Source organism: Epilithonimonas pallida, from assembly GCF_900182975.1.
GTDB classification, from domain to species: Bacteria; Bacteroidota; Bacteroidia; order Flavobacteriales; family Weeksellaceae; genus Epilithonimonas; species Epilithonimonas pallida.
On the sequence record NZ_FXUO01000005.1, the window covers coordinates 329,496 to 356,400 of the forward strand.

25 protein-coding genes are annotated in these 26,905 nt (G+C 36.3%); 13 read left to right on the forward strand and 12 right to left on the reverse strand.

What is annotated here, in order from left to right:
* Positions 1 to 28 precede the first annotated feature (28 nt).
* Together QOL71_RS11955 and QOL71_RS11960 are read left to right on the forward strand one after the other, a co-directional pair.
* Complete coding sequence (locus QOL71_RS11955) at positions 29 to 3,031, forward strand: SusC/RagA family TonB-linked outer membrane protein (protein WP_283417137.1); 3,003 nt, start codon at positions 29 to 31, stop codon at positions 3,029 to 3,031.
* A 12-nt stretch (positions 3,032 to 3,043) separates the two neighbouring features.
* A complete protein-coding gene (locus QOL71_RS11960; RefSeq protein ID WP_283417138.1) occupies positions 3,044 to 4,555 on the forward strand; it encodes a SusD/RagB family nutrient-binding outer membrane lipoprotein in 1,512 nt (503 codons plus the stop codon).
* Between the two features lie 115 nt (positions 4,556 to 4,670).
* On the opposite strand, the gene ffh is transcribed toward QOL71_RS11960, so the two are convergent.
* Positions 4,671 to 6,035, reverse strand: a complete 1,365-nt coding sequence (gene ffh, locus QOL71_RS11965; protein WP_283417139.1) for a signal recognition particle protein — start codon at positions 6,033 to 6,035, stop codon at positions 4,671 to 4,673.
* Between the two features lie 525 nt (positions 6,036 to 6,560).
* Here ffh and QOL71_RS11970 point away from each other — a divergent pair.
* The 10 genes from QOL71_RS11970 (at position 6,561) to QOL71_RS12015 (ending at position 14,177) form a co-directional block, all read left to right on the forward strand.
* Positions 6,561 to 6,815 (forward strand): AtpZ/AtpI family protein, encoded by a 255-nt coding sequence (locus QOL71_RS11970; protein ID WP_283417140.1) that lies wholly within the window; start codon positions 6,561 to 6,563, stop codon positions 6,813 to 6,815.
* Complete coding sequence (locus QOL71_RS11975; protein WP_283417141.1) at positions 6,799 to 7,170, forward strand: hypothetical protein; 372 nt, start codon at positions 6,799 to 6,801, stop codon at positions 7,168 to 7,170. Before QOL71_RS11970 ends, QOL71_RS11975 begins: the two co-directional genes overlap by 17 nt.
* Positions 7,171 to 7,230: 60 nt before the next feature.
* Positions 7,231 to 8,349 (forward strand): F0F1 ATP synthase subunit A, encoded by a 1,119-nt coding sequence (gene atpB / locus QOL71_RS11980; RefSeq protein ID WP_283417142.1) that lies wholly within the window; start codon positions 7,231 to 7,233, stop codon positions 8,347 to 8,349.
* A 36-nt stretch (positions 8,350 to 8,385) separates the two neighbouring features.
* Positions 8,386 to 8,577, forward strand: a complete 192-nt coding sequence (gene atpE, locus QOL71_RS11985) for an ATP synthase F0 subunit C (protein ID WP_040994829.1) — start codon at positions 8,386 to 8,388, stop codon at positions 8,575 to 8,577.
* A gap of 86 nt (positions 8,578 to 8,663) precedes the next feature.
* Positions 8,664 to 9,161, forward strand: a complete 498-nt coding sequence (locus tag QOL71_RS11990; protein ID WP_283417143.1) for a F0F1 ATP synthase subunit B — start codon at positions 8,664 to 8,666, stop codon at positions 9,159 to 9,161.
* A 5-nt stretch (positions 9,162 to 9,166) separates the two neighbouring features.
* Complete coding sequence (atpH, locus tag QOL71_RS11995) at positions 9,167 to 9,703, forward strand: ATP synthase F1 subunit delta (protein ID WP_283417144.1); 537 nt, start codon at positions 9,167 to 9,169, stop codon at positions 9,701 to 9,703.
* A 17-nt stretch (positions 9,704 to 9,720) separates the two neighbouring features.
* Entirely contained in the window at positions 9,721 to 11,298 is a 1,578-nt protein-coding gene (atpA, locus tag QOL71_RS12000) for a F0F1 ATP synthase subunit alpha (protein WP_283417145.1), read from the forward strand.
* A 79-nt stretch (positions 11,299 to 11,377) separates the two neighbouring features.
* Positions 11,378 to 12,244, forward strand: a complete 867-nt coding sequence (atpG, locus tag QOL71_RS12005) for an ATP synthase F1 subunit gamma (protein WP_283417146.1) — start codon at positions 11,378 to 11,380, stop codon at positions 12,242 to 12,244.
* 262 nt (positions 12,245 to 12,506) lie between these two features.
* Positions 12,507 to 13,865: a hemolysin family protein gene (locus QOL71_RS12010; protein ID WP_120212681.1), complete on the forward strand. Its 1,359-nt coding sequence runs from the start codon at positions 12,507 to 12,509 to the stop codon at positions 13,863 to 13,865.
* Positions 13,866 to 13,874: 9 nt separating this feature from the next.
* Positions 13,875 to 14,177: an ATP-dependent Clp protease adaptor ClpS gene (locus tag QOL71_RS12015; protein WP_283417147.1), complete on the forward strand. Its 303-nt coding sequence runs from the start codon at positions 13,875 to 13,877 to the stop codon at positions 14,175 to 14,177.
* Between the two features lie 35 nt (positions 14,178 to 14,212).
* Here the strand turns inward: QOL71_RS12015 and QOL71_RS12020 are convergent, their stop codons facing one another.
* The gene (locus QOL71_RS12020) at positions 14,213 to 15,517 is read right to left on the reverse strand and encodes a Y-family DNA polymerase (RefSeq protein ID WP_283417195.1); all 1,305 of its coding nucleotides are present in this window, start codon (positions 15,515 to 15,517) and stop codon (positions 14,213 to 14,215) included.
* A gap of 170 nt (positions 15,518 to 15,687) precedes the next feature.
* Here QOL71_RS12020 and QOL71_RS12025 point away from each other — a divergent pair, with 170 nt between their 5' ends.
* Complete coding sequence (locus QOL71_RS12025) at positions 15,688 to 17,523, forward strand: T9SS type A sorting domain-containing protein (RefSeq protein WP_283417148.1); 1,836 nt, start codon at positions 15,688 to 15,690, stop codon at positions 17,521 to 17,523.
* A 55-nt stretch (positions 17,524 to 17,578) separates the two neighbouring features.
* On the opposite strand, the gene QOL71_RS12030 is transcribed toward QOL71_RS12025, so the two are convergent.
* The 10 genes from QOL71_RS12030 to QOL71_RS12075 all read right to left on the reverse strand — a co-directional run bounded on the left by QOL71_RS12030 (position 17,579) and on the right by QOL71_RS12075 (position 26,861).
* Positions 17,579 to 19,798 (reverse strand): M20/M25/M40 family metallo-hydrolase, encoded by a 2,220-nt coding sequence (locus QOL71_RS12030; protein ID WP_283417149.1) that lies wholly within the window; start codon positions 19,796 to 19,798, stop codon positions 17,579 to 17,581.
* Positions 19,799 to 19,917: 119 nt separating this feature from the next.
* Complete coding sequence (locus tag QOL71_RS12035) at positions 19,918 to 21,102, reverse strand: M28 family peptidase (RefSeq protein ID WP_283417150.1); 1,185 nt, start codon at positions 21,100 to 21,102, stop codon at positions 19,918 to 19,920.
* Positions 21,103 to 21,179: 77 nt separating this feature from the next.
* On the reverse strand, positions 21,180 to 21,524 hold the full coding sequence (gene rplT / locus QOL71_RS12040) for a 50S ribosomal protein L20 (protein WP_283417151.1): 345 nt from the start codon (positions 21,522 to 21,524) through the stop codon (positions 21,180 to 21,182).
* A 120-nt stretch (positions 21,525 to 21,644) separates the two neighbouring features.
* A complete protein-coding gene (rpmI, locus tag QOL71_RS12045; protein WP_283417152.1) occupies positions 21,645 to 21,842 on the reverse strand; it encodes a 50S ribosomal protein L35 in 198 nt (65 codons plus the stop codon).
* A gap of 162 nt (positions 21,843 to 22,004) precedes the next feature.
* A complete protein-coding gene (infC, locus tag QOL71_RS12050) occupies positions 22,005 to 22,535 on the reverse strand; it encodes a translation initiation factor IF-3 (RefSeq protein WP_120212689.1) in 531 nt (176 codons plus the stop codon).
* Between the two features lie 71 nt (positions 22,536 to 22,606).
* Positions 22,607 to 24,550 (reverse strand): threonine--tRNA ligase, encoded by a 1,944-nt coding sequence (gene thrS / locus QOL71_RS12055; protein WP_283417153.1) that lies wholly within the window; start codon positions 24,548 to 24,550, stop codon positions 22,607 to 22,609.
* A 153-nt stretch (positions 24,551 to 24,703) separates the two neighbouring features.
* Positions 24,704 to 25,198: a hypothetical protein gene (locus QOL71_RS12060; RefSeq protein WP_283417154.1), complete on the reverse strand. Its 495-nt coding sequence runs from the start codon at positions 25,196 to 25,198 to the stop codon at positions 24,704 to 24,706.
* 203 nt (positions 25,199 to 25,401) lie between these two features.
* Entirely contained in the window at positions 25,402 to 25,899 is a 498-nt protein-coding gene (locus tag QOL71_RS12065) for a hypothetical protein (protein ID WP_283417155.1), read from the reverse strand.
* A gap of 158 nt (positions 25,900 to 26,057) precedes the next feature.
* A complete protein-coding gene (locus tag QOL71_RS12070; protein ID WP_283417156.1) occupies positions 26,058 to 26,237 on the reverse strand; it encodes a hypothetical protein in 180 nt (59 codons plus the stop codon).
* Positions 26,238 to 26,249: 12 nt separating this feature from the next.
* Positions 26,250 to 26,861 (reverse strand): DUF4230 domain-containing protein, encoded by a 612-nt coding sequence (locus tag QOL71_RS12075; RefSeq protein WP_283417157.1) that lies wholly within the window; start codon positions 26,859 to 26,861, stop codon positions 26,250 to 26,252.
* Positions 26,862 to 26,905 lie beyond the last annotated feature (44 nt).

The following is a 26,905-nucleotide window of genomic DNA, read 5'->3' on the forward strand; positions in this document are numbered from 1 at the left end:
TTTTGTTTATTGAAAAATTTGATTTGATATGAAAAAATTAACAACAAGCGTGTTGGCAGTAGTTCTTTCATCGTCTTTTGCAGTAGTTTCTGCACAAACGGTAAAAGATACCACAAAAACGCAAGATATCGAAGGCGTAGTAGTAACGGCTTTGGGTATCAAAAGAGATGAAAAGTCTTTATCTTATTCAGCACAAACTGTAAAGGCAAGTGAACTCAACTTAACACAAAATATTGATGTTAAAGGTGCTATTGCAGGTAAAGTTGCTGGAGTTCAAATTAACGGTCAGGCAGGTGCCAAACTAGGCGAAACAGGAAAGCTTCGTTTAAGAGGTGCTATCAGTATGTTAAATGATGAAGATCCGTTGTACGTTTTAGATGGTGTTATTGTAGATCCAAATACCATAGACATGGATAACTTGGAAAGTATTAACGTACTTAAAGGTCCTAATGCAACTGCATTGTATGGAACAAGAGCTCAATATGGGGTTGTTGTAATGACTTTGAAAAAAGGATCTAGAAATAAAGTTAACGTTGAATTAAACTCCACTGTAAATGTTGACGTTATTGCTAGAACTATGAAGTATCAAAATCAATATGGAGGAGGTGCTGCTGGTGAGGAGTCTATGGGTGTGTTTGAATTTGATCCTGCTATTCACCCTGCTAGCTGGGCAATTTTCAATGGGAAAAATTATGTACAAGGTGATAATGCGTATGAGGACGCTTCTTGGGGAGCTAAGTTAGATGGGAGAGAATATGTTCCTTGGTATGCTTGGTGGACAGGAAGTAAGGAGTATGGCAAAACAGCTTCTTATTCTCCACAACCAAATAACGTGAAAGATTTTTATGATAAAGCTCTGACAATGAAAAATACTATATCAGTATCTGGAGGTAACGATTTCTTTACTGGTAGAGTTTCATTTTCAAACTTAGATCAAAATGGTATTACTCCATATACTTATCAAAAAGCAAACTTTCTAAGCTACAACGGGAATATTAAATTTTCCGATAGATTGTCTGTAGAAACTATGTTCAATTATGCCTTTAGAAAGGTCAGAGGTGAGATGGATGATACCTATGGTAATCAAACAACAGGTAGTTTTAATAGCTGGTTTAATAGAGATTTAAATATGTCGAAGTTGAAGGAATACCAAAATCTTAAAAATGATGCTGGTTACTCTGCTTCTTGGAACTGGTGGGGCCCTGATTATTATGGATTAGGTGGTATATATCAAAAACCGGCATTCTGGTTGAATCCATATTATTACATGGATAAATTTGATGATACTACGAGAAAGCAAAATTATTCGTTTTTAGTGGCTCCTTCTTATAAGCTCACAAAAAATTTAACTGCTAGAGTAGCATATTCACGAACAGATAATACAGGGACAAGACAATATTTTATGCCTTTTGCTATTTCTGATCAAGCATCAGGTATGCAATCCGGATACATGAATTTTACAAATGGTTTTGGTATTATCACAGATAGAAGAACAGAAGAAGTTTATGACGGACGTTTGAACTATACAAATAAATTTGATAGGATTGACTTAAATGTGATTGTTGGAGCTAATCTTACTGAGCAGAAAAGAAATTATTCCTCTATGACTATGGACGTGTGGGGTAAACTTCAGACATTGATTAATCCTGATGTTTATACTTTTTCTAATTCTAATGTAAGAATTAATCCAACCTTAATTTATAACAAAAAGACTTACAAGTCTTTATATGCAACTGTTTCTGCAGGATACAATGATGTTTTCTACTTGGACTTGTCTGCCAGAAATGATATAAACTCAGGCTATCTTAACACGGATAACTCATTTTTCACATATTCTCTTGGTGGAAGTTTATTAGTTCACAATTTATTTGAGAAAAACTCAATATTAACTTATTTCAAAGTTAGAGCTGGTTATGCTAAAATTGCAAGTGACTTAGCAGTAAGTGCTACTCAGCCAGAATATACTTATCAAGCATCTACAGTAAATGGTAATGTTGTAGCTTATCAACCGTTAAGATATATAGATCCTAATTTGAAGCCGTCAATTAATGACAATTTTGAAGCAGGTGCGGATTTAAAGTTCTTTAATAACAGATTAACTTTCTCCGGCACATTCTATAATGAAAATAAGAATGACGAACCAATTCCAGTTACAGCTCCTGCATCTTCAGGATATACAAGTATATTTATTAACTCAGGTGTGGTAAATAGAAAAGGTGTTGAGTTGAGTTTGTCAGGTGATGTGATTAAAACACAGGATTTCTCTTGGAATACCTCATTAAATTTTGCTAAAAACAAGACTACAATTAAAAGAGTTGCTGAAGGATTAAATGCAATTAATTTTGGATCTTCAGATGATTATGTCTTAACTAATATTGTACAAGTTGAGGGCGAAGAATGGGGGCAAATTGTTGGTAATGGATATTTATATGATGCTAATGGAAATAAAGTTTTGAAGGCGGATGGTACATATGCAATGGAAATTGGTAAAAGGTTTGGTAGTGTTTTACCAGAGTTCACAGGAGGATTCTTTAATTCATTTACGTTTAAGAGATTTACTCTTAGTGCTGCAATCGATTTTCAAAAAGGAGGTAAATTCTTCTCTCTTTCTGAAATGTGGGCAGATTACACTGGTTTAACTGAAAAGACAGCTCAGAACGGTATAAGAGAAAACGGAATTAATGTTTCAGGTAATACTGTAGATGGAACTGCCGTGTCAACAAACTTAGATGCCCAATCATATTTCCATCAATTTTATGGTAATGGACTAATCGAAGATTATATCCATGATGCGAGCTACATTAAGTTAAGAGAAGTAGCATTAAACTATCAATTTAATCCAGTTCTTTTCTCTAATACAGGTATTCAAGGTATGAGTGTTGGCGTTTTTGTTAGAAACCCTTGGTTAATTAGTGTATCAAAGGATAATATCCATAGAGTTGATCCTTCTGAGCTAGCTAATACTTTCGGTGAAAATGCGAATTTACCATCTGTAAGAAGTATGGGTGTTAATATTAAAATGAATTTTTAAATCAAAATCAAAATGAAAAGATTAAAATATAATCATAGTAAATTAGCTATAATAGCCCTAATTGGCTCATTAGCTTTTCAATCGTGTAGTGATGAAAATTTTGCATCAGATTATAATCAAAATGAATATGGAGTTTATTCCGCAGATTATAAATCTTTAATGGCTGGTTCTATAAGCCAATTGGCTTTAAGAGGAGGAAATAATTTTTTAATGAAACCTGTTCTTTATGCCCAGCACTTATCTCAAGTAACTTATACTTCCGAATCTCAGTATAATCAGGAAGGTGGTCAATGGGATTGGTATTACGCTAGATGTCTTAATAATTTAGATCAGATTATTAAAGATTATTCAGGTACAGTAACTCCAGCAATGGAAGCTCAGGGAAGTAAAGAAAATATGATAGGTGTATCAAAAATTTTCAGAGCTATAGTTTATAAAAGAATTACAGATGCTTATGGTGATATACCTTACACGGAGGCTAATAAAATGCAAGAAGGCATTAAAACACCTAAATTTGATTCACAAGAATCTATATACAAAAGCTTAATTGCTGATTTAAAAGAAGGTAGAGATATGCTTAGTGCTTCGGGCGTTACACCTAAAGGAGATGTTCTTTACAATGGGTCTATTGCTAGATGGAAGAAATTAGCTAATTCTGTTTTATTACAAGCAACTCTCCAGTTGTCAAAAAAATATCCTGGAGCATCAGATTATGCTGCAACAGAATTTAGAGCTGCCCTTAGTAACTCTGGAGGTGTAATTGAAACAGTTGCTGATGAGGCTTGGTTTACTTATAATAGTGACGCAGCTGTAACTAATCCTTTAAATGCTTTTAGAGCTGCCGATTACAGAATATCTGCACAGTTATTAGAATCTTTAAATGGATCGACTAGCCAATTTAATGTTACTTCTAATCATACTGTTGATGCTAGAAAAAATGCTTATGCTACTCAACCAAACGGTACTGGCGTTCCTTATGGATATAGTTTAAATGATTTATTAGCAGCTGGATATGCAAATGGAACAAATACTCTTGCTTCAAGATTCAGAGGTGTGACTTCTGCAAGAAGTCTTATGACTGCTTCCTATACTTTCCTTAACAGAGCTGAAGGTGCTGCTCTAGGCTGGAGTAGTGAAGATGCTTCTACCTTATTGGAGAAAGGTATTGTTTTGAATTATCAATCAATCGATGCTAAATATGCTACAACTATTTCTTCGACTGCTGCTGCTTATGCTGCCGCCAGAAAAGCTGATGTTGCAACATTTGGAATTAAAAGAGTTATCGGAGAAGAAAAATGGGTTTCATTATTTCTAAATGGTTTTGAGGCCTGGTCAGAATGGAGAAGAACAGGTTATCCAGCTCTTAAACCTGCACCAAGTTCATTAAATGGAGGATCTATTCCAAGAAGGATGCAATATCCTGTGAATGAACAGATTTTTAATAGTGTTAGTTATGGTGCAGCTGTTCAAAAACTTTCACCTGCTACAGATTTAAATACATCAAAAATCTGGTGGGATCAATAATATATCGGTCGCATCTAACAAAACTAAACCCGCAGTAATGCGGGTTTTTATTTTAAATAATCAAAAAAAACTACATAGCTTTTTGATTTATATTTTATATATTTTTCGGATTTACTTACTTCCCAAACAATCCGCCACCCATTCCAGGCATATTCGGCATTTTGCTCATCATCTGCATCATTTGTTTTCCTTGAGGGCCTTGCATCATTTTCATCATTTTGCCCATTTGATCAAATTGTTTCATTAAGGCATTCACATCTTCCAACTTTCTTCCGGAACCCTTGGCGATTCTTTGTTTTCTAGGCATATTAATAATAGAAGGTCTTCTTCTCTCTTCCGGTGTCATCGAGTGGATGATCGCTTCGATATGTTTGAAAGCATCATCATTGATATCCACATCTTTAATCGCTTTTCCGACACCAGGGATCATTCCCATCAGATCCTTCATATTACCCATTTTCTTGATTTGGTTGATTTGTTTCAAAAAGTCATCGAAACCAAATTCATTCTTAGCAATTTTCTTGTGTAGCTTTTTCGCTTCCTCCTCATCAAATTGTTCCTGAGCTCTTTCTACTAAGGAGACAACGTCGCCCATGCCGAGAATCCTGTCCGCCATCCTTTCCGGATAAAAAAGGTCAAGCGCTTCCATTTTTTCTCCGGTAGAGATAAATTTGATTGGCTTTTCAACTACGGAACGGATTGTCAACGCAGCTCCCCCACGAGTATCACCATCCAATTTGGTCAAAACAACTCCGTCAAAATTCAAAGTGTCATTGAAGGCTTTTGCTGTATTCACAGCATCTTGTCCTGTCATCGAATCTACAACGAATAGTGTCTCAGTTGGTTTAATCGTTTGATGAACCGACTTGATTTCGTTCATCATTTGCTCATCAATCGCCAAACGACCAGCCGTATCCACGATAATCGTATCGAACCCGTTCGACTTGGCATAATTAATCGCATTCTCAGCAATTGCAACAGGATTTTTATTTTCTTCTTCCGTATAAACAGGAATATTGATTTGAGTTCCCAGCACTTTCAACTGGTCAATCGCCGCAGGTCTGTAAATGTCACAAGCTACCAAAAGTGGTTTTTTGCTTCTTTTTTGTTTCAGATAATTGGCTAATTTTCCAGAGAAAGTCGTTTTACCAGAACCTTGAAGACCAGCAATCAAAATAACAGTTGGTTTTCCGGAAAGGTTGACTCCTTCTTGTGAACCTCCCATCAAATCTACCAATTCGTCGTGAACAATTTTCGTCATCAATTGTCCCGGCGTTAGCGATGTCAAAACGTTTTCTCCAATCGCTTTGTCCTGAACTCTTTTTGTAAGGTCTTTTGCAACTTTATAATTTACATCGGCATCCACCAATGCTCTTCGGATTTCCTTTACCGTTTCTGCAACGTTGATTTCCGTGATTTTTCCACGTCCGGAAATATTATGAAGTGCTTTATCTAGCTTGTCTTGTAAACTGTTAAACATAACTTTAATAAGATATTTAAGGTTGCAAAAATAAGAAAATTTAAACAAAAGATATAGAATACCTTATTAGAAATAATATCCATCATTTATAAGTCATCATTTATCATTTATTGTAATTTGAGTACATCGAACCTGAAGATTTGGGCAGCTATTTCCGCCTTCCGCTCCTAATCTTTTTTGCACAAGCTTTCAATCTAAATAGAGTCTAAGTCCAAGCAAAAAAGGATTTCCGCTCAAGTCGGGCTGCAGATTCTAAGTAAAAACAATATTTAGCATTAAAAACAATATTGTCATTCCGTAGGAAACCTAACGAAGTGGTTCGACGGAGTCAATCTAAACTTAGCTGTCGAGATTCCTACAAAATGACAAACTAGATTTTACAATTATATTTCTTTGATAAGCAAAGCGCCTTTGTGAACCTAAAATATTTTTAATAATTTCAAAAGAAATCTTTGTGCACTTTGTGTTAAAATCTACAATAAGAATAAGATAAAATACTTTCCTTACTTTTGCAAAAATCAAAAATTGGAAGACAAAAAAAATAACGCCTCCGATTCCCTTAGAAAATATGGAAAGTATTCGTCTGTTGTTTTTCAGATGCTGTTCATCATTGGAATTGCTTTTTGGGGCGGACATCAGTTGGATTTGTATTTTGAAACAGGCTCCAATGTTTTGGTTTTAGTGATTGGTCTCGGCGGACTTTGTCTTTCATTATACACAACCTTGAAGAGACTCGAAATTTTAAATAAAGAAGAACAGGACAATGCAAAACAAAAGTAACCTTATTATCAGTGTGATATTTTTTCTCACATTTATTATACATTTCGCAATCTGGAAATTTGCATTTCATCTTGACGAAGTGGTTATCATCAAGTTTTATCTGTTCCTCGCCATTATCTTTATGATGATGATAACATTGATTGTTCTTATTAACAAAATCATTCCACAATTCCTTGGGTTGGCGGTGATAGGGCTGATTCTGGTGAAATTCGGGATGATGTATCTGATAAAAAATAAGCTTCATTTCGAGGAAATCCCAGACTACAAGTTCCATTTTATCATTCCGTATTTTGTTCTGACAGCGTTGCTTACATACTATGCAATTCGGTTAATTAATTATGACAAAAAACAGTAAAAATATTCTTCAAAAGAAAAAAAATAGTCTATTTTTGCAAAACGAAAAAAAAATCTACCGATGCTAAAGAAAACGGCAATTTTATTTTACAGTTTATTGATGTTTGTAACCACTTTTGCTCAGCACGAAAATGTTGAAAATCAACACGGTAAACCTGTAACTGAAACTTCTGAACTTTCTGAAAAAGACCGCGCTACCAAAGAAGTCAAAGAGTTTGTGGATCATCACATTTTGGATGCTCACGACGTGGCGATTATGGTAGATAAGGATGGTCATCACATCGGATTTCCATTGCCGGTGATTATTTATGATGAAGGATTTCATTTCTTTATGAGTAATACAAAGGGTGTGGATGGTCATGAGTTTATCCATGGTTCTCCGGTAGAAAGCAATGGTAAATTCTATACACTTCACCACGAAAAAATCTACAGAACAGATTCTAAAGGAACGATTACATTAGACGATGCTCATCACCCAACTGAAAAAAGAGTTTTGGACTTGTCTATTACTAAAAGTGTTTTGGTGATTTTCTTAGTGGCGGTTTTGATGATTGTTCTGTTCGGTGGAATGGCTAGGTCTTATAAAAAGTCATTGATTCCTTCAGGTGCTGCTAAATTTCTGGAGCCAATCATTATTTTCGTAAGAGATGATATTGCGATTCCTAACATCGGACACAAGTATAAGAGATTTATGGGGTATCTGTTAACGGTATTTTTCTTCATCTTGTTCCTGAATGTTCTAGGTTTGATGCCTTTTGGAATTAATGTAACCGGTAATATTGCGATTACATTCTTCCTGGCTATTATGACTTATCTGATTACGACTTTTTCCGGGTCAAAAGATTATTGGAAACACATCTTCTGGATGCCGGGCGTTCCTGTTCCGATGAAGTTTATTATGTTGCCGATTGAATTATTAGGAACATTGACTAAGCCATTTGCATTGATGATACGTCTTTTTGCAAATATGACAGCTGGTCACATCGTTGTAATGACTTTGATAGGATCAATATACATTTTCAAAAACTGGGTTGCAGGTGTTGCGTTTCCGTTCTTGACATTGGTTATATATATATTAGAAGTATTAGTAGCGTTTCTTCAGGCTTATATCTTTACAATGCTTTCGGCTCTGTTTATTGGTATGGCTGTGGAAGAACATGAGCACGACCATGCTCATTAATTTTAAAGTAAAAACAATTTTTTAAATTATATTATTATGGAAATCCCTAGAATTATTGGTGGAGGACTTATCGTACTAGGTGTAGGTATTGGTCTTGGAAAAATTGGTGCTGCTGCTCTTGAAGCAATCGCTAGACAACCAGAACAATCTGGAAAAATCCAAACTGCTATGCTTATTGCTGCTGCACTAGTAGAAGGTGTTGCTTTCGCTGCGTTATTCGCATCATAAGCCCAACAAAATCATAAACATTGTTGTAGCGGTTGGCTGCAACAATGTTTAATTTAAAAATTTATAAAAATTAATCTCACTATATAATGGAATTACTTCATCAGTTTTCATCAGGATTATTTATCATTCAGTCCATCATTTTCCTGGTATTGCTTTTCATCTTAGGAAAGTTTGCCTGGAAACCAATTCTTAAATCTATCGATGAGAGAGAAACATCTATCATTGATGCACTTAATCAGGCAAAATTAGCTAAACAAGAGATGGCTCAGTTGAAAGAAGATAACGAAAGAATCCTACGCGAAGCAAGAGCTGAAAGAGACGGTATCTTGAAAGAAGCGAGAGAAATGAAGGATAAAATCGTTAATGATGCTAAAGACAGTGCAAAAGCTGAAGGCGAGAAAATGATTGAGGCAGCCAGACAATCTATCCAAACGGAAAAGAATGCAGCTATGGCTGACATCAAAAATCAGATCGGTACTTTGTCTGTTAACATCGCTGAAAATATCTTGAGAGAGAAATTGAATAACGATGGTGCGCACAATACTTTGGTAGAAAATATTTTAAACAAATCTAACCTTAACTAATCAGGATGCTGACATCTAAAGTAGCTAAAAGATACGCACAAGGTTTATTGGATTTCACACAGGAATCCGGTAATACAGAATCGGTTTTCGCTGAGATGAAGGACGTTGTTAAAATTATGTCTGAATCTAAGGAATTGAATCAATTTCTTAATACGCCTTTCATTGATGCCAGAAAAAAAGATGCTGTAGCTTTGGAAATTTTTAAGAATTTTTCTTCGGTTTCCCAAAATATCATCAGATTAGTCATCAGACAAGGCAGAGAATCTCAGCTTAAAAATATTGCTCAGGAATTCATCAATAAAGTAGAAGACATCAAAGGAACGCAACGTATCTCTTTGGTTACAGCTACAAAATTGTCAGAGCAAAATATTCAGAAAATCATAGCTGATTCTAATATGATAAATGTTTCTAACTACGATTTGGAAACGATTATCAAACCGGAAATTCTCGGAGGTTACATTCTGAGAGTAGGTGACCAGCAAATCGATGCTTCAGTTAAAACAAAACTGAACAATATCAAAAAAGAATTTCAACTTAATTAAGAAAAAACAACCATATAATGGCAGAAATAAATCCGGCAGAAGTATCAGCGATACTGAAGCAGCAATTAGCAAATTTCGATACTCAATCTAACGTAGAAGAAGTTGGAACTGTACTTACTATCGGTGATGGTATCGCTCGTGTTTACGGTTTAGAAAATGTGCAGTACGGAGAATTGGTAAGATTCGAAGCTGGAGTAGAAGGTATCGTTCTTAACCTTGAAGAAGATAACGTAGGTGTGGCACTTCTTGGTGAATCCAAAATGGTAAAAGAAGGCGATACTGTAAAAAGAACTAACAGAATCTCTTCTATCAAAGTTGGAGAAGGAATGCTTGGTAGAGTTGTTGATACTCTGGGAAATCCAATCGATGGAAAAGGACCTATCGAAGGGGAACTATACGAGATGCCTTTGGAAAGAAAAGCGCCGGGAGTTATCTTCCGTCAGCCTGTAACTGAACCGCTTCAGACTGGTATCGTTGCTATCGATTCTATGATTCCTGTAGGAAGAGGACAAAGAGAGTTGATTATTGGTGACAGACAAACTGGTAAAACAGTTGTGGCTATCGACACTATTATCAATCAAAAAGAATTTTACGATGCTGGTCAGCCGGTATATTGTATATATGTTGCAATTGGACAAAAAGCTTCAACTGTAGCACAAATCGTTAAAACGTTAGAAGATAAAGGAGCTTTGGCTTATACAGTAATTGTTGCTGCTAACGCTTCTGACCCGGTTCCAATGCAGGTTTATTCTGCGATGGCAGGTGCTTCTATCGGTGAATACTTCAGAGACACTGGTCGTGCTGCTTTGATCGTTTATGATGATTTATCAAAACAGGCGGTTGCTTACCGTGAGCTTTCTCTTCTATTGAGAAGACCACCAGGCCGTGAGGCTTATCCAGGAGACGTTTTCTACTTGCACTCAAGATTGTTGGAAAGAGCAGCGAAAGTAATTGCTGATGATTCTATCGCAAAACAAATGAACGATTTGCCAGAATCTCTTAAGCCAATCGTGAAAGGTGGTGGTTCATTAACAGCACTTCCAATCATCGAAACTCAGGCTGGTGACGTTTCTGCATATATTCCGACCAACGTAATTTCTATTACAGACGGCCAGATTTTCCTGGAGTCTGACTTGTTCAACTCAGGAGTTCGTCCGGCGATCAACGTTGGTATCTCTGTATCGAGAGTTGGAGGTAATGCTCAGATCAAATCAATGAAAAAAGTGTCTGGTACCTTGAAATTAGACCAGGCTCAATATAAAGAATTGGAAGCGTTTGCGAAGTTCGGTTCTGACTTAGATGCTGCTACGTTGGCAGTTATCTCAAAAGGAGAAAGAAACGTGGAACTTTTGAAGCAGCCGGTTAACTCTCCACTTCCTGTAGAAAGCCAAGTGGCGATGATCTATGCAGGAACTGAGAACCTATTGAGAAATATTCCTATCAGAAAGGTAAAGGAATTCCAGGTAGAATATGTGGATTTCTTGAGAAACAAACATCCGGAAGTGATGGCAGCTCTAAAAGCCGGTAAAATTGATGACCAATTAACTGGTGTTTTGAAGCAAGTTGCAACAGAACTTTCTGCGAAATACAACTAAAAAAGTTCAATGTTCAAGGATTCAGAACGGCTGGTTTTGAAACCTTGAACTTTTTAAACAATAATCTTTGAACTAAAGAATGGCAAACTTAAAAGAAATACGAGGCAGGATTTCATCTATATCTTCAACGATGCAGATTACAAGTGCTATGAAAATGGTTTCCGCGGCGAAACTGAAGAAAGCACAAGACGCAATCGTAATGCTGAGACCTTACTCAGAAAAACTTCAGGAGATTATAGAGAACGTAAGTGCTGCTTCTGATGCTGAGAACATCTCAGAATTCGCTATAGAAAGAGAAGTTAAAAAAGTGCTTTTCATTACGGTTACTTCCAACAGAGGTTTGGCTGGAGCTTTCAACTCTTCTGTTATCAAAGAATTGAACACTCAGTTCTCCGCTAACGAAAATGTAGATGTGGAAGTTTTAACCATTGGTAAGAAAGCTTTTGATGCACTTAGAAAAAACAAAACTGTTTACGAAAACCACAGTTCTTTGTTTGACAACCTTTCTTTCGACCACGTTTCAAATATGACAAGTAAAGTGATGTCAGATTTCAAAGCCGGAAAGTTTGACAAAGTTTACGTTGTTTACAACAAGTTCATCAACGCGGCAACTCAGGAAGTGGTAACTGAACAGGTTTTACCAATTGCAGTTTCTGCAGAGAAAGCAGGTTCAGACGTTAATGTAGATTACATCTTCGAACCAGGAAGACAAGAGATTTTGGAAACATTGATTCCAAAATCAATTAAAACTCAGATATTCAAAGCTGTTTTGGATTCCGTAGCATCAGAACACGGTGCAAGGATGACAGCGATGCACAAGGCGACCGATAATGCAGAGGCACTTAGAAATGATCTTAAGATTTTCTACAACAAAGCAAGACAGGCAGCCATCACCAACGAAATATTAGAAATTGTTTCCGGAGCAGAAGCGCTTAAGAACAGTTAATAAAGATAAGTTAAAGTTAGTAGTTAGTTATAAAAAGCATTGGAGGTCAAACTTCAGTGCTTTTTATTATTTTAAGCCTGATGGAAGTGTGATTTCAAGCAAAATGACTGTAGAAAATAGAACGGTTGAAGCGGAGTTCCGTAAGAGCGACACTATCAAACCAAATATTCGCAGCTCTTGATAACTCCAATTCTTATGCTCAACATCATAATTGATATTAAAAAAATTATCTATCTTTGTGCAGATTGTATAACAACATTACATGGACCCCGATAGTTTAGTCAAACTTCTCATTGCATTATTTTTAGTTCTTCTGAATGGCTTTTTCGTAGCCGCCGAATTCTCAATCGTTAAAGTACGATACTCCCAGATCCAGCTCAAAGCTGCAGAAGGGAACACAATGGCAAAACAAGCCGAAAATATTATCAAAAATCTTGATGCTTATCTGTCAGCAACCCAGTTAGGAATTACGTTGGCATCACTTGCTCTTGGTTGGGTAGGAGAGAGTGCTTTGCATCATATTATAGAATCTATTTTTCATTCATTGAATATTGAGTTGGCTCAAACTACGGTTACAACTATTTCAGTTGTTTGCAGCTTCTTGTTGATTACAGTGATGCACATTGTATTTGGAGAATTAGTTCCAAAATCGATTGCGATTAGAAAATCGGAATCTACAACCTTGTTCATTGCATATCCTTTGCATCTATTTTATAATGTCTTCCGTCCATTTATTTGGTTGATGAATTCATTATCTAACGGATTTTTAAGAATTATCAAAATACATCCGGCTTCGGAACACGATATTCACTCTACAGAAGAATTGCAGTTGTTGGTAAAACAATCCGCAGACAGTGGAGAAATCGAAGAGGAAAATTATGAGATCATCAAGAATGCATTTGATTTTACAGATCATAATGCCAAGCAAATTATGATCACGAGACAAAATATTTCTTCTATCGATATTGAGGATGACAAGGAAGAAATTATTTCTCAGATTATGGATAGCGGTTATTCGCGTATTCCGGTTTATGAAGGTTCGATTGATAATATTGTAGGGATTTTTTATACGAAAGAAATTATCAGAGAATACATCAAAAGTAAAGGTGAACTAACTCACGAGGATCTGAGAGGCTTGATGAGAGAAGCATTCTTCGTTGTTGGAAGTAAAAAGATTTCGGACTTGTTAAAAGTATTCCAGTTCAAAAAACAGCATATGGCAATTGTTATTGATGAATTCGGTGGAACAGAGGGAATCATTACGCTGGAAGATATTTTGGAAGAGTTAGTCGGCGAGATCCAGGATGAGGAAGATGAAGAGGATAAGATCGTTGATAAAGTTGGAGATAATACCTATTGGGTAAAAGCAACGCAGCCTTTGGAAGAAATCAACGAGTGTCTTCCCAAAAAAATCCCGCCTTCCGAAGAAGGAGAATATAACACATTGGCCGGTTTTATCTTAAATGAATTACAGGATATTCCGGAAGAAAATCAGGAATTCGATTACGGGCCTTATCATTTTAAGATCCTTAAGATGCAAAATAAGAGTGTAGAATTGGTAGAATTGTTTTATAACAAATCCTTGGTAGAAGATATCACAGACGAAATCACTGAAGGTTAATCAATAATTATGAAAATCTATAACAACAAATCTTACGATCAGCCAAAACGCGAGTACGAGGAAGAAGTATTGGTTTTGGAAGAAGAGGATGAAGTGTACAAGCTGGTGCTTCATAATGATGATGTCAATACATTTGATTTTGTAATCATGTGTCTCATCGAGATTTGTGAACACACTTTGGAACAGGCGGAACAATGTACGATCCTGGTCCATTACAAAGGAAAATGTACTGTAAAAACCGGAGCATTAGAAAAGCTTAAACCTATGAATCAGGCATTGCTTGACAGAGGCCTGAGTTCTGAAATAGTATAAAATAAAAACTATCACACATGTGATAGTTTTTTATTTTAATGAAATCTGTAATTGGCTTCCGGCAATATATTATTTTTCAGAAATTCTTCATATTCCGGTGAAAGAATAGCTCTGCCGTAAGTGTTTTTTCCGGACATTCCGCCTAATCTGATTTTATCTTTCCCGTATTTTGAATTCAGTTTATCAATCGCTTTCATAATAGGAATATGCTTGGAATCGACATCTTTTTCAAAAAGGTTAATCAGTCTTTCGTTATCAGGAACAAAATCCGAAACCATAACGCCTGCTTTTTTATAGTGGAATCCTTCTTTATAGATAGCCTCAAAGATCGAATTCGCGTACTTTGCCAAAACAATAGACGAACTGCTGGGATTGGGTAAAACAATAGAAAAGCCGTCCTTGTATTCCCCTAGTTCTTTTCGGAATCGGTTGGTTTGGATAAATACACTGATGACTTTGCAGCAAGAATTTTGCTTCCTCAATTTCTCAGCACAATAGATAGCGAAAGTTTCGATACGTTCTGCGATTTCTTCTTTGTTAGTAACCATTTTCATAAAACTTCTGCTAACGACAATAGACTTTTTTGGAGAAGCTTTATCGAGTTCCAATTGAGGAATTCCCTTCAGTTCATTAATCATTCTCACACCATGGATGCCCATTATTTTTCGTATCCATATCTCCGGCTTTTGTAGAAGATCCCAGGCTTTATAAACGCCGTTGTCCATCATTTTTGCGTTCAGTTTTCTGCCAATTCCCCAAACATCTCCTACATCCAGATCCTTCAATGCGGCTTCTATTTTTTCTTTAGAATCCATTATATAGACACCTTCACAATATTTGATAGGCTCTTTTTTTGCAATATGATTCGCAATTTTACAAAGTGTTTTTGTCGGTGCAACGCCAATACTTACCGGAAGCCCTTTGAGCTCTACTTTAATCTTATTTTTAATATCAATACAATATTTTTCTAAGTCAAAATATCTGAAACCGTGGAAATCTAAAAATAGTTCATCAATACTGTAAACCTCGTGTTTCATAACATATTTGCTTGCTATTTTCATCACCTCTTGGCTATAAAAATTATAAAGTTCAAATTTTGCGGAGAACACTCTTACCCGATGTTCTGCAAAAAGATCTTTGTATTTAAACGCCGGTGCTCCCATTGGAATTCCCAGAGCCTTAGCTTCATTGCTTCTTGAAACCACGCATCCGTCATTGTTGGACAATACCACAACAGGCTGATTCTCCAGCGTAGAATCTAATGTTCTTTCGCAGGATACGAAAAAATTGTTGCAGTCTAATAAGGCATACATGTTGGAAAATGGAGATAATATTTTCATCAAAGTTATAAAACAATTTGGATGAAAATATTTTTATTTTTCCACAAAAATTTAATCTTATATATGTAGTTTATTTTGTTTTTTCTAATACTAAACATTAGTTTCTTTAAATTTTATAATATAATTTAAAAATAAATTTGCTATTTTGGTTGTGTGTTAAAATAATATTTATGAATTTGAAAATTACTCTTATTACAGGATTTGCACTGACATTTTCTACGATTTACCAGGCACAGACTACGGAATTACAAGTCAAGGCAAAAGACTGGATCTCAAAAAACTCAAATAAAATTGGGACAACCTCAAATGATCATTTTGATTTTCGTTCTTCAAGAAAAAGCCAGTCCGGGGAAACTTTAAGATTTCAGCAAACTATTAATGGTGTCCCTGTCTATGAAGGTGATATTGCTATCCATTTTAATAAGCAAGGCGACATCACTTATGCAACAGAAGTTTCTGTTTCCAAAAAACTGAAACAAATTGATACGACCCCTTCATATAGTAAGGAAAATGCTTTTGAAAAGGCAAAAGCCGCCGCCCATATCACCGGTGAAATTACGCATCAGGAAAATGATCTTTATGTTTTTCTTACAAATGAAGGAGAAACTAAACTGGTGCATAGAGTCATTATCAATTCTTACGAGACACCCGGAGATTGGGAGGTTATGGTAGATGCACATTCCGGAGAAGTAATCAGAGTTCAGGATATTGCCAATTATCATCACGATGATAACCGGAAGAAAAAGCCAAAGCAAAAACCTGCAGAGATGAAAGCTGCCGGAACAGCTTATATCTTTGATCCGGATCCACTATCCAGAGCACACGTTTCCTATGGCGGAGACTATGTTGATAATAATGATGCCACCAATGCAAGCCTTGATGCTGCAAGAAGCCTGGTTGCTTTACCAGACATTACTTTTTCAAACGGAGTGTATAGCTTGAAAAGCAAATATGTACAGGTGGCAGATTTCGAATCACCTTCAACAGGTTTGTTCACACAAGCTTCTCCTGATTTTCTTTTTAACAGGAACGATCAGGGATTCGAAGCTGTTAATGCTTTTTATCATCTGGACAGAAGCATGGCTTATATCAACGAAACCCTGGGAATCAATTGTAAATCGACACTGAACAACGGCATCCTACTTTTTGATCCGCACGGTTTGAGTGGTGACGACAATTCTCATTTTATCCCAAGTTCACAGAGATTGGCTTTTGGAGAAGGCTGCGTGGATGATGCCGAAGATGCAGATGTTGTTTTACATGAGTTTGGACATGCTATTCATTATTGGATAACAGGGCTGAAATCTTCTTCTTCGCAAGGTTTAGGAGAAGGTTCGGGAGACTATTGGGCCATGTCTTATAGCAGAAGCCTTAACCAATGGGCTTCGAATGAACCTCAATACAACTGGATGTTCAGTTGGGACGGACACAACGAGTGTTGGAATGGCAGGATAACGAACTATACCAAAAAGTATCCGTCGGGACTTACAGGCACTATTCATACCGATGGACAAATCTGGGCAACGGCGTTGATGCGAATCTATAACAGAATTGGTAAGGAAAAAACGGACCGTATTTTTCTTGAGGGACTCAGCATGACCAATTCTTCTTCTAATCAGCAGACTGCAGCTATTGCGGTGAGACAGGCGGCTATTGATATGGTTGGAACTTATGGTTTTACTTGTGGTGATGTAGCTACTATCACGGAAGAGTTTGTGACAAGCGGTTATACACTTCCTGCTTATCAGTGTACAATCCTTGCTGTTTCGGATGTTTCTAAAAACTCTGTTTCAGTTTATCCGAATCCGGTAACTGAGAAATTGACGGTTTCAATGGAATTCAAAAAAGCAGAAATTGCTGAGATCTATAGCTTAGATGGAAGAAAGATTTCTGAACAAAGCATAAATGATAATAACAATGTAATTAATGTTTCCGGTCTTAACAAAGGTGTTTACCTGCTCAAAATAAAAGGAACCGATATGGTTCAGAAGTTTATTAAGAACTAATGTAGAATTTTAGTATATAAAAAACCCGACTGCATCCAGTCGGGTTTTTTGATGTTTAAAATTTCACATTGAAAACTTTTTCTTTGCCGTTACGTTTCACCATTACAGGATGCTCCTCACCAGAATTGATCTTTGCAAGACAATCCATATAAGAATACACTTCCTTTACCTCGCATTTTCCGATTTTTGTAAGAACATCACCTTGTTCTATACCGGCTTTAGCCGCAGGTCTGTTATCCATCACGCCGTCAATCAACATTCCATCTTTGCTGTCGGCATAACTTGGCATAATCCCAAGTGTTACCTTATATTTCGGGACGGCTTTTGTTGTAGTGACTTTTGTTTTAGTGAATGGTATCTCTTTCTCATTAGCTAACGCATTTGCCAGATTAAAAACATAATTGGTAATCACTTTTTCTCCGGGATAATTGATCTTATCCGCATCATCACTCGGCTTGTGATAGTCATTATGTGTTCCTGTGAACAAGAACAATACAGGAATGTCTTTCAGATAAAAAGAGGTATGATCACTCGGACCAACTCCCGATTCGTCCAAAGCTAGGTTAACCCCGGCCGGTTTATATTTTTTCACCAGATCTGATAGAATGGGAGAAGTTCCAACACCGCCAACAGTAAGATCTTTATCCTTATTCAGTCTGCCGACCATATCCATATTGATCATAAAAATTGTATTTGGATAGGTTGTTTTGATGGTTTCCGCTAATTTTTTAGATCCCATCAACCCGTCCTCTTCTCCAGAAAATAAAGCAAAAATATAGTTCACATTTTCCTTAGTTCTATTTTGTGAGAACATTCTCGCTAATTCCAGAACTGCAGCAGTTCCGGAAGCGTTGTCATCGGCGCCGTTATGGATTTGTCCATCCGAATTGGCAAGAGTAGAGTTGTGGTGCTCGTTGAGTCCAAGGTGATCATAGTGTGCACCGATCACCATTGTTTTTTTCGCTTTGTTGTCAAGAACAGCCACTACATTTTTACCATTAACTTTTACAGAAGATTGGTCATCATGAGGATTCAGTTTGACATCATATTCAAAATTTTGAATGAAATCTTTTCCTGTGTAAGGCTTCAGTCCCAGCTTTTTGAATTCGGAAGAAAGATAGTTGGCGGCTTTTATTTCGCCTTCAGAACCCGTGAGCCTTCCTTTCAGTTCATCAGAAGCCAGATAATAGATGTGCTTCTTCAGATTATCTTCATTAACTAATTCTGCAGGATCACTGTCTACCCAATCTGCAATAAAAACATTGGTCTCATGTTGCTTTTCACCTTGTCTGTTACTTGCAAAAACTAATTTTTTTCCGTCAGGAGAAAACATAGCAAACGCATTGAATTCACTTTCGTAAGTAATTTGTTGTAGATTTTTTCCGTCGGTATCAATCATATATAACTGGAAATCATATCCTCTTGTAGAATGATGATTGGACGAGAAAATTATTTTTTTATCCGAAGGATGAAAATAAGGTGCCCAGTTAGCTTTACCCAGATTTGTGATTTGCTTCAGATCTGTTCCGTCAATGTTCATTGTATAAATCTCCATTGCTGTCGGCGCAACGAGATTTTCAGCCAGTAATTCTTTATATTCTTTTATCTCTTCTTCGGTTTTAGGACGGGAAGAACGGAAAACTAATTTTTTGCTGTCGTGAGAAAAAAATGCACCGCCGTCATAACCTAAACCGTGGGTCAATTGCTTCAGGTTTTTTCCATCAATATCCATTATCCATATTTCGAGATCGCCGCTTCTGGTAGAGGTGAAGGCAATCTTTTTTCCGTCAGGAGAAACCACAGCTTCCGCATCATATCCTGGAGAATCTGTTAATTGTTTTGTAATGTTTCCATTAAGGTCTGCCTCATAAATTTCAAAATCGGAATAGATCGGCCAGAGATATTTGCCGTCTTTTCTGGGTGCCGGTTTTGGCGGACACTCCGGATTTGCTTTATGTGTTGATGCGTAGATGATATGTTTACCGTCGGGCATAAAAAAAGAGCAGGTCGTTCTTCCTTTTCCTGTGGATACTAATTTAAGGTTGGATCCAGCAGGCTTTTGAGAAAGATTGTATAGATAGATCTGATCACATTTTGCACCAATTGCGGGATTGGTAACCTGCATCGTAAGCATTTTGCTGTTGGGTGAGAAATAGGCTTCGGCATTATCTCCGCCAAAGGTGAGTTTTGTAATGTTTTTCAGGTTTTTTTCCTGAGAGAAATAGACTGTGGAAATACTGAGTAATGATATTGTTGCTAGTTTTTTTACAAACATAGATACTAATTTTTATTAAGAACAAATCTAATGTTTTTTGGTGTATTTCGCATTCCAATATTTGTCATAAAAAAATCCCGAGATATTTCTCGGGATTAATATTTAAAAGATAATTTTAATTATTCAATAATAATTTTTTTCGTGACTTTATCCTTATCTGCAGTTACAGTTCCAAGGTAAACGCCCGGTTGGAGGTGTGAAATATCAATCTGATGATTGTTTTCCGTATTAAATAAAATTTGATTTCCATTCATATCAGTGATTTCGAATGTAAAACTCTTGATTGAGTTATCGATTTTCAAATTCAATATGTTTTTTGCAGGATTGGGGTAAAATTGTACTGCTTCCAAAATCTTTGAAGCAGAAGCATTCTCGACAGCTAGGATACTTTTAGAAGCAACAGAAAAATGTTGTATTGAACCCACAGCTGATTTACCAACATTCAAAACATAAACAGGATCCATATTGACATACAAATCATTGGCTGTATGAACATAAGGATTGTTATAACCGCCCTCATATTCCCAATATCCAGTAATGATTTCTCCATTTTGCTGGAAAGGAACATAATCTGTGCTTTCTGCCGGGTCAAAATCTACCGCTAACGGAGAATATAATAAAGTACAGTTAGCTAATTCCTGAACCACAATGGCAGCCGCTGCATTATTGCTTGACGGATTGCTTTGATCTTTGTCATGATACAGTTTGGTATTGGCTTTTGTTGCCAGTCCGCCAACCTGATCCAGATTGACTACTACTTTGATGTCCATTTTCGGACTAGTTCCATTTACGATTTGGGAAACATATCTTGAGCTTCCCAAAAGTCCTTGTTCTTCTCCGGAAAAATGGATGAATTTGATCGAATATTCAGTTGGAACATCTTTTAGAATTCTGGCTATTTCCAGAATTATGGATGTTCCGCTTCCATTGTCATTGGTTCCGGGACCATTAATCGAATCAAAATGTCCGCAGACAATTACAAATTTATTAGGATAAAGTGTTCCTGTTTTTGTAACAATAAGATTTTTAGAAGAATAACCATTTGCAGTCCAGGAATGTTCAAAAAAATCTGCGGTTGTATAACCTAAAGAAATATATTTATTTTTTATCCAGTTAAAAGCATTGGTATTTTGTGTGGTTCCGGTTCTTTTGACACCTAGAGCTTCAAATTCTTGTAAATAAGAATTAATGTTGGTTTGAGAAACTTTATTAGCTCTGTCTTGATAAGCTTGGATAAAAGTCTGGGCTCTTAAAATAGAAGTGAGTATAAAAAGTGTAAAGATTATTGTAGATCTTTTGATCATATTATAAGAATTTTGGCAAAAATAAAAAAATCCTGAGATATTTCTCAGGATTTTATATTGATAACAAAGATTTGTAATTATTTTACTTGATCTACAACAGCTTTGAAAGCTTCAGGGTGGTTCATTGCAAGGTCTGCAAGAACTTTTCTGTTAAGCTCGATGTTGTTTTTCTTAAGAGCCCCCATAAACTGAGAGTAAGACATCCCGTGCTCTCTGGCACCCGCGTTGATACGCGTTACCCAAAGGCTTCTGAAGTTTCTTTTCTTCTCTTTTCTTCCGCGGTAAGCATATTGCATTGCTTTTTCAACCGCATTTTTAGCTACAGTCCAAACATTTTTTCTTCTACCGAAAAAACCTTTAGCCTGCTTTAAAACTTTTTTTCTGCGCGCTCTGGACGCTACAGCATTTACTGATCTTGGCATAATGTTAATTGTTTTTTTGAAATGTGCGGTAACTGTTTCATTACTCTTAGTGGCTCCATTTCAGGGTTAAATTGTTGAATTTGTTCGAATTCTTATAAACCGAATATAGATTTATAAAAACTACTTAATTGCTAATTGTCTCAAAACACTTTTTGTGTCCACATTAGCAACATAAGAAGTTTGCGTCAGATTTCTCTTCTGCTTAGTTTCTTTCTTTGTCAAGATGTGGCTTTTGAAAGCATTCTTTCTTTTGATCTTACCAGTTCCGGTAAGAGCAAAACGCTTTTTAGCACCTGATTTCGTTTTTAATTTTGGCATTGTTCTGCTTTTTATAATTTGTTATCAATATTCACTTTTTACTTCCTAAGGATAATTAGGAATAATAGTTTGCAAAATTACTAAAAAATGTTCAAAGTAAAAAAACAAAAACCTCAAATTTAAATTCGAGGTTAATATATTGAATAAAGATATTCTGTAATCTTATTTTGCCGGCTTTTTTGGACTCATCATCATAATCATCCTTTTTCCTTCAAGCTTAGGAAGCTGGTCAACTTTTCCAACGTGTTCCAGATCTTGAGCTAACTTCAAAAGAAGAATTTCTCCCTGATCTTTGAAGATGATAGAACGTCCTTTGAAAAATACATAAGTCTTCAGTTTAGAACCTTCTTCCAGGAATTTTTCAGCATGCTTTTTCTTGAATTCGTAATCGTGATCATCAGTTTGAGGTCCAAATCTGATTTCTTTTACAACTACTTTTACTTGCTTGGCTTTTAATTCCTTCTGCTTTTTCTTTTGCTCGTACAAGAATTTTTTATAATCCAGGATACGGGAGATATAAGGTTCTGCCTTATCGGAAATAACCACAAGGTCCAGTTCCTGATCTCTTGCTATTTCTAAAGCTTTTGCCAACGGGTAAACTCCGGGTTCAACGTTTTCTCCAACCAAACGTACTTCTTTTGCTCGGATTTTATCATTGATTTGATGAAGGTCTTCCTGGACTGGGCGTCTCATCGGACCTCGGCTGTTGTTTCTTTTTAGTGCTATGGTTTTAAAATTTTAAAATTAATATTTGTTCTAAGGTTCTATTGGTTTCCACCTAATTCAAAATCTGGTTTTGCCTGTTGTTTAAAGTATGTTATAAACGCATCAACGCTCATTTCTCCTAGGTCACCTTCGCCTCTTCTTCTAACAGAAATTGTACCATTACTTTCCTCGTTCTCACCTACAATTAGCATAAATGGTAGCTTTTTCAATTCGGCATCACGAATTTTCTTGCCTGTTTTCTCGTTTCTGTCGTCTATTAAGCCGCAAATATCGTGATTTTCTAATAATTGTGAAACTTTTTTTGCATAATCTGCATATTTTTCACTAATAGGCAAGATTGTGAATTGCTCAGGACTCAGCCAAAGAGGAAAATCTCCTGCAGTGTTTTCAATTAGAATCGCAATGAAACGCTCCATAGAACCGAATGGCGCTCTGTGGATCATCACGGGTCTATGTTTTTCGTTATCGTTGCCATTATACCAAAGATCAAATCTCTCCGGTAAATTGTAATCAACCTGGATTGTTCCCAGCTGCCAGCTTCTTCCTAGGGCATCTTTCACCATAAAGTCTAACTTAGGACCGTAGAAAGCGGCTTCGCCATATTCAGTTACAGTTTTAAGACCTTTAGCTTTAGCTGCTGTAACAATGGCATTTTCTGCTTTTTCCCAATTTTCATCGGAACCGATATATTTTTCTCTGTTGTCAGGATCTCTCAATGAAATTTGTGCTGTAAAATCAGCAAATCCAAGTGATCCAAAAACATATAACACAAGGTCAATTACCTTTTCAAATTCCTGTAACAATTGGTCTGGCGTACAAAAAAGGTGGGCATCATCCTGGGTAAATCCACGAACTCTTGTCAAGCCGTGTAATTCTCCGGATTGCTCATACCTGTAAACAGTTCCGAATTCTGCATAACGTTTTGGTAAGTCTTTGTAAGACCATTGTTGTGCTTTGTAAATCTCACAGTGGTGAGGACAGTTCATTGGTTTCAACAAAAACTCTTCTCCTTCGTTTGGAGTTTTAATTGGCTGGAAGCTGTCTGCTCCATATTTGTCCCAGTGTCCCGAAGTTACATACAATTCTTTAGCTCCTATATGTGGAGAAATTACGAATTCGTAACCTTGTTTTTTCTGAGCCTCTGATAAGAAATTTTCTAATTTTTTTCTCAATGCTGCTCCTTTTGGTAACCAAAGTGGAAGACCTGCACCTACTTTTTCAGAAAATGCAAAAATGCCTAATTCTTTACCAAGCTTTCTGTGATCTCTTCTTTTAGCTTCCTCAAGTTTTTCGAGATATTCAGCTAATTCTTTTTGTTTAGGGAAAGAAATCCCGTAAACCCTTGTCAACTGGGGATTTTTCTCATCGCCTCTCCAGTAAGCTCCGGCTGCATTAAGAATCTTCACAGCTTTCACAATTCCTGTTGATGGTATGTGACCACCTCTACAAAGGTCTGTGAAGTTGTCGTGCGTTACGAAAGTGATTTCGCCATCAGGCAGATTTTCAATCAATTCAGTTTTGAAAGGATTGTTTGCATATTCCTTCAAAGCTTCTGCTTTAGAAACTTCACGCAGGTTGAAAGTAGAATTTTTCTTAGCGTTTTCTAAGATTTTCTTTTCTAATTTCTCAAAGTCTTTTTCAGACAAAGGCTCTCCTCCGAAATCCACATCATAATAGAATCCGTTAGCGATTGCAGGCCCGATTGTCAACTTGGCGTTAGGATAAAACTCCATAATTGCCTGAGCCAATAAGTGAGCGGATGAATGCCAGAATGCTTTTTTTCCCATATCGTCATTCCACGTCAAAAGCTGCACTGTAGAATCCTCCGTTATCGTGGTTTCTACTTCTGTCTGTTGTCCGTTTACGATAGCAGAAATCGTGTTTCTTGCCAAACCGTCACTTATACTTTGCGCAACTTGTAGTGGAGTAACTGCTCCTTCATATTCTCTGATGCTGCCATCAGGAAGTGTAATTTTTAGCATAATGGTTTAAAAATAATGTTTGCAAATTTACGAAATTTCAGGAAATAGGACACGAGATAATTTTGCATTTAAGTTAATTAATTACAAAAAATAAGGACTGAAAAATCTCAGTCCTTATCACTATGTAAAGTTATATATCAGGATGTATGGTTTTTAATCTTTTTTACCTTGCGAATCCATCTCGTCAGACATCCCTTTTTCCGGAGCGTAAGCCGCCTGTCTCTCGTCTGTGAAGTATAGATCATTTTTAGCCTTAGCGATAATTCTTGCTCTTTTGCTTTCGGAGATCGGATATTCGTGGTGGGTGTCTGCGTACTTCCCCGAGATATAATCTCTGGTTTTTTCTTCGATGTCGATGGCGCCGTTTTCATCCAAAATGTTTTTCACAGCGTTTGCATCATCTTCGTTGTCAACATAAACCGTTACGGTGTCACTATCAACGCTAGCGTATTCGTAACGGTCTTGTTCCAAAGTGCTGTTGTCAAAAAGCCAATGCCAAAATCCTTTCTTCTTGTTATCCACACTTTCCAGTGCTTCTTTTTCTGTATGAGAGATCGTATAATCATAAAATCCCGCATTTTCTAATTTGGTAAGGACCTCATTGCATTCCTTTTCATTGGGGAATAGTCCAAAAACAGTGTAAGACATAATAATATTTTTTGGTGTTAAACATATTTGTCTAAACCAAACAAAAATTGTGGCAGAAAAGTAGATTGAATAGATTTTAACAAATTTTTAATAATTAAACCTAAAAATGTCTTGGGTTAAAACCCTGATTTCTATATGAAAAAGCCTTCCAAAAATTAGAAGGCTATACAAATTTTAAAAAACCGTTAGTTTGGAATAATAGTTTAATTAATTTTAAAACCCAATCCGTCGGGTTCTTCGGCAATCCAGTTTTCGTGCAGATGATGCCTTCTATTGTTGGTGAAAAACAGATTGTTTTTTGCCTTGGCGATGATTTTTGCATTTTTACTTTCAGAAATCACATATTCCTTAGGAAAAACAAAGTAATTTTCAGTCATATAATCCTGAGTTTTTTCTTCAACATTCACTGCGCCATTGTTGTCAAGAATATCTCTTACGATGTGGGCGTCCTGTTCCGTTTTCAGATGAACGGTTATCGTGTTGTGGTCGATACTTGCATATTCGAAACGGGCTCTGTCAAGATGATTGTCATCAAATAACCAATTCCAGAAGCCGTTTTTCTTTTCTATATCTACGTCATTAAGGATTTCTTTTTCGGAATGAGAAATACTATAATCGTAGTAACCTGCGCTTTCTAATTTTGAGAGGACTTTGTCAACTTCCACCTGATTTGGGAAAAGTCCTATGACAAGATAAGACATAACTGATGATTTTTGGTGAAACAGAACTTTAAAACACAGTGAAAACCATAATTAGTAAACTTTTGATTTTCAGTATTAAATGTAAGCTTTATTTCTTAAACAAAAAAGAAAATCCTTTCAAATTTTGAAAGGATTACTTGCGTTTTTTCCGAATCTTGTTATTCATCGGTGTTGTCTGTTTTTCCGTCCTTATTAATTTTCGAACTTTTATCCACATCATTTTTGTCGATGTCAGGTGGATTTTTTTTGTCAGATGCAGCAGGGATATTTTTGAAATCTTCATTCTGCTTTTTGTTCTCGGCAGAATTGTTGTTTTCAGTCTTTTTATCAGGATTCATAACGGTAATTTTTTATAATTCTTTAGAAGAGAACGTGTTTGTTTTGTCTTCTATCGAATAATGCAAGGCTTTTGCCAAAACAAAAATTTCGTTAAGATTTTCTTTCAGTTGTTTTTTGCTTTCCTGTTTCAGTTGTTCTTGATTCACGCTTTTCGCCATATTTTTCTTGGCAGACTCCATAATGCCGTTGATATCGCTTTGCTTGAATCTATTAACCGCATAATCATCCATAAAATGAATTTTCACATCCGGGAAAATCTTAATTTCCGGCTGCGGCAGCTCATCAATAATAACCTTTTTGTTGACCGTGTCCACATCGATTTTCATTTTTTTCAAATCGTAGGAAACCTGAGCTTTTGCAGTCGTATAAAGAACCATTTCTCTTGGTAAAATATCGAATCCTGCGATACTTGCTGCTGAACTTTTATGTGTTTGAAAACTAGAAAAATCCTGCTCTAGAACGACCATTTTGTTCATTTTCTGGATTTGATTCGTAATCAGATAATAATCCTGATTGACCAAAGCTGCTTCGTCTTTTTTGTTGCAGCTTCTCCACGACAAGAAAACAAAAACCGTGAGAATAATCCCAAAAATAAAGGAAAGTAAACCTGTATATTTATTCATTGATTTAGAATTTATCAGCAATGTTTAAAACGTTGAATTGTTGC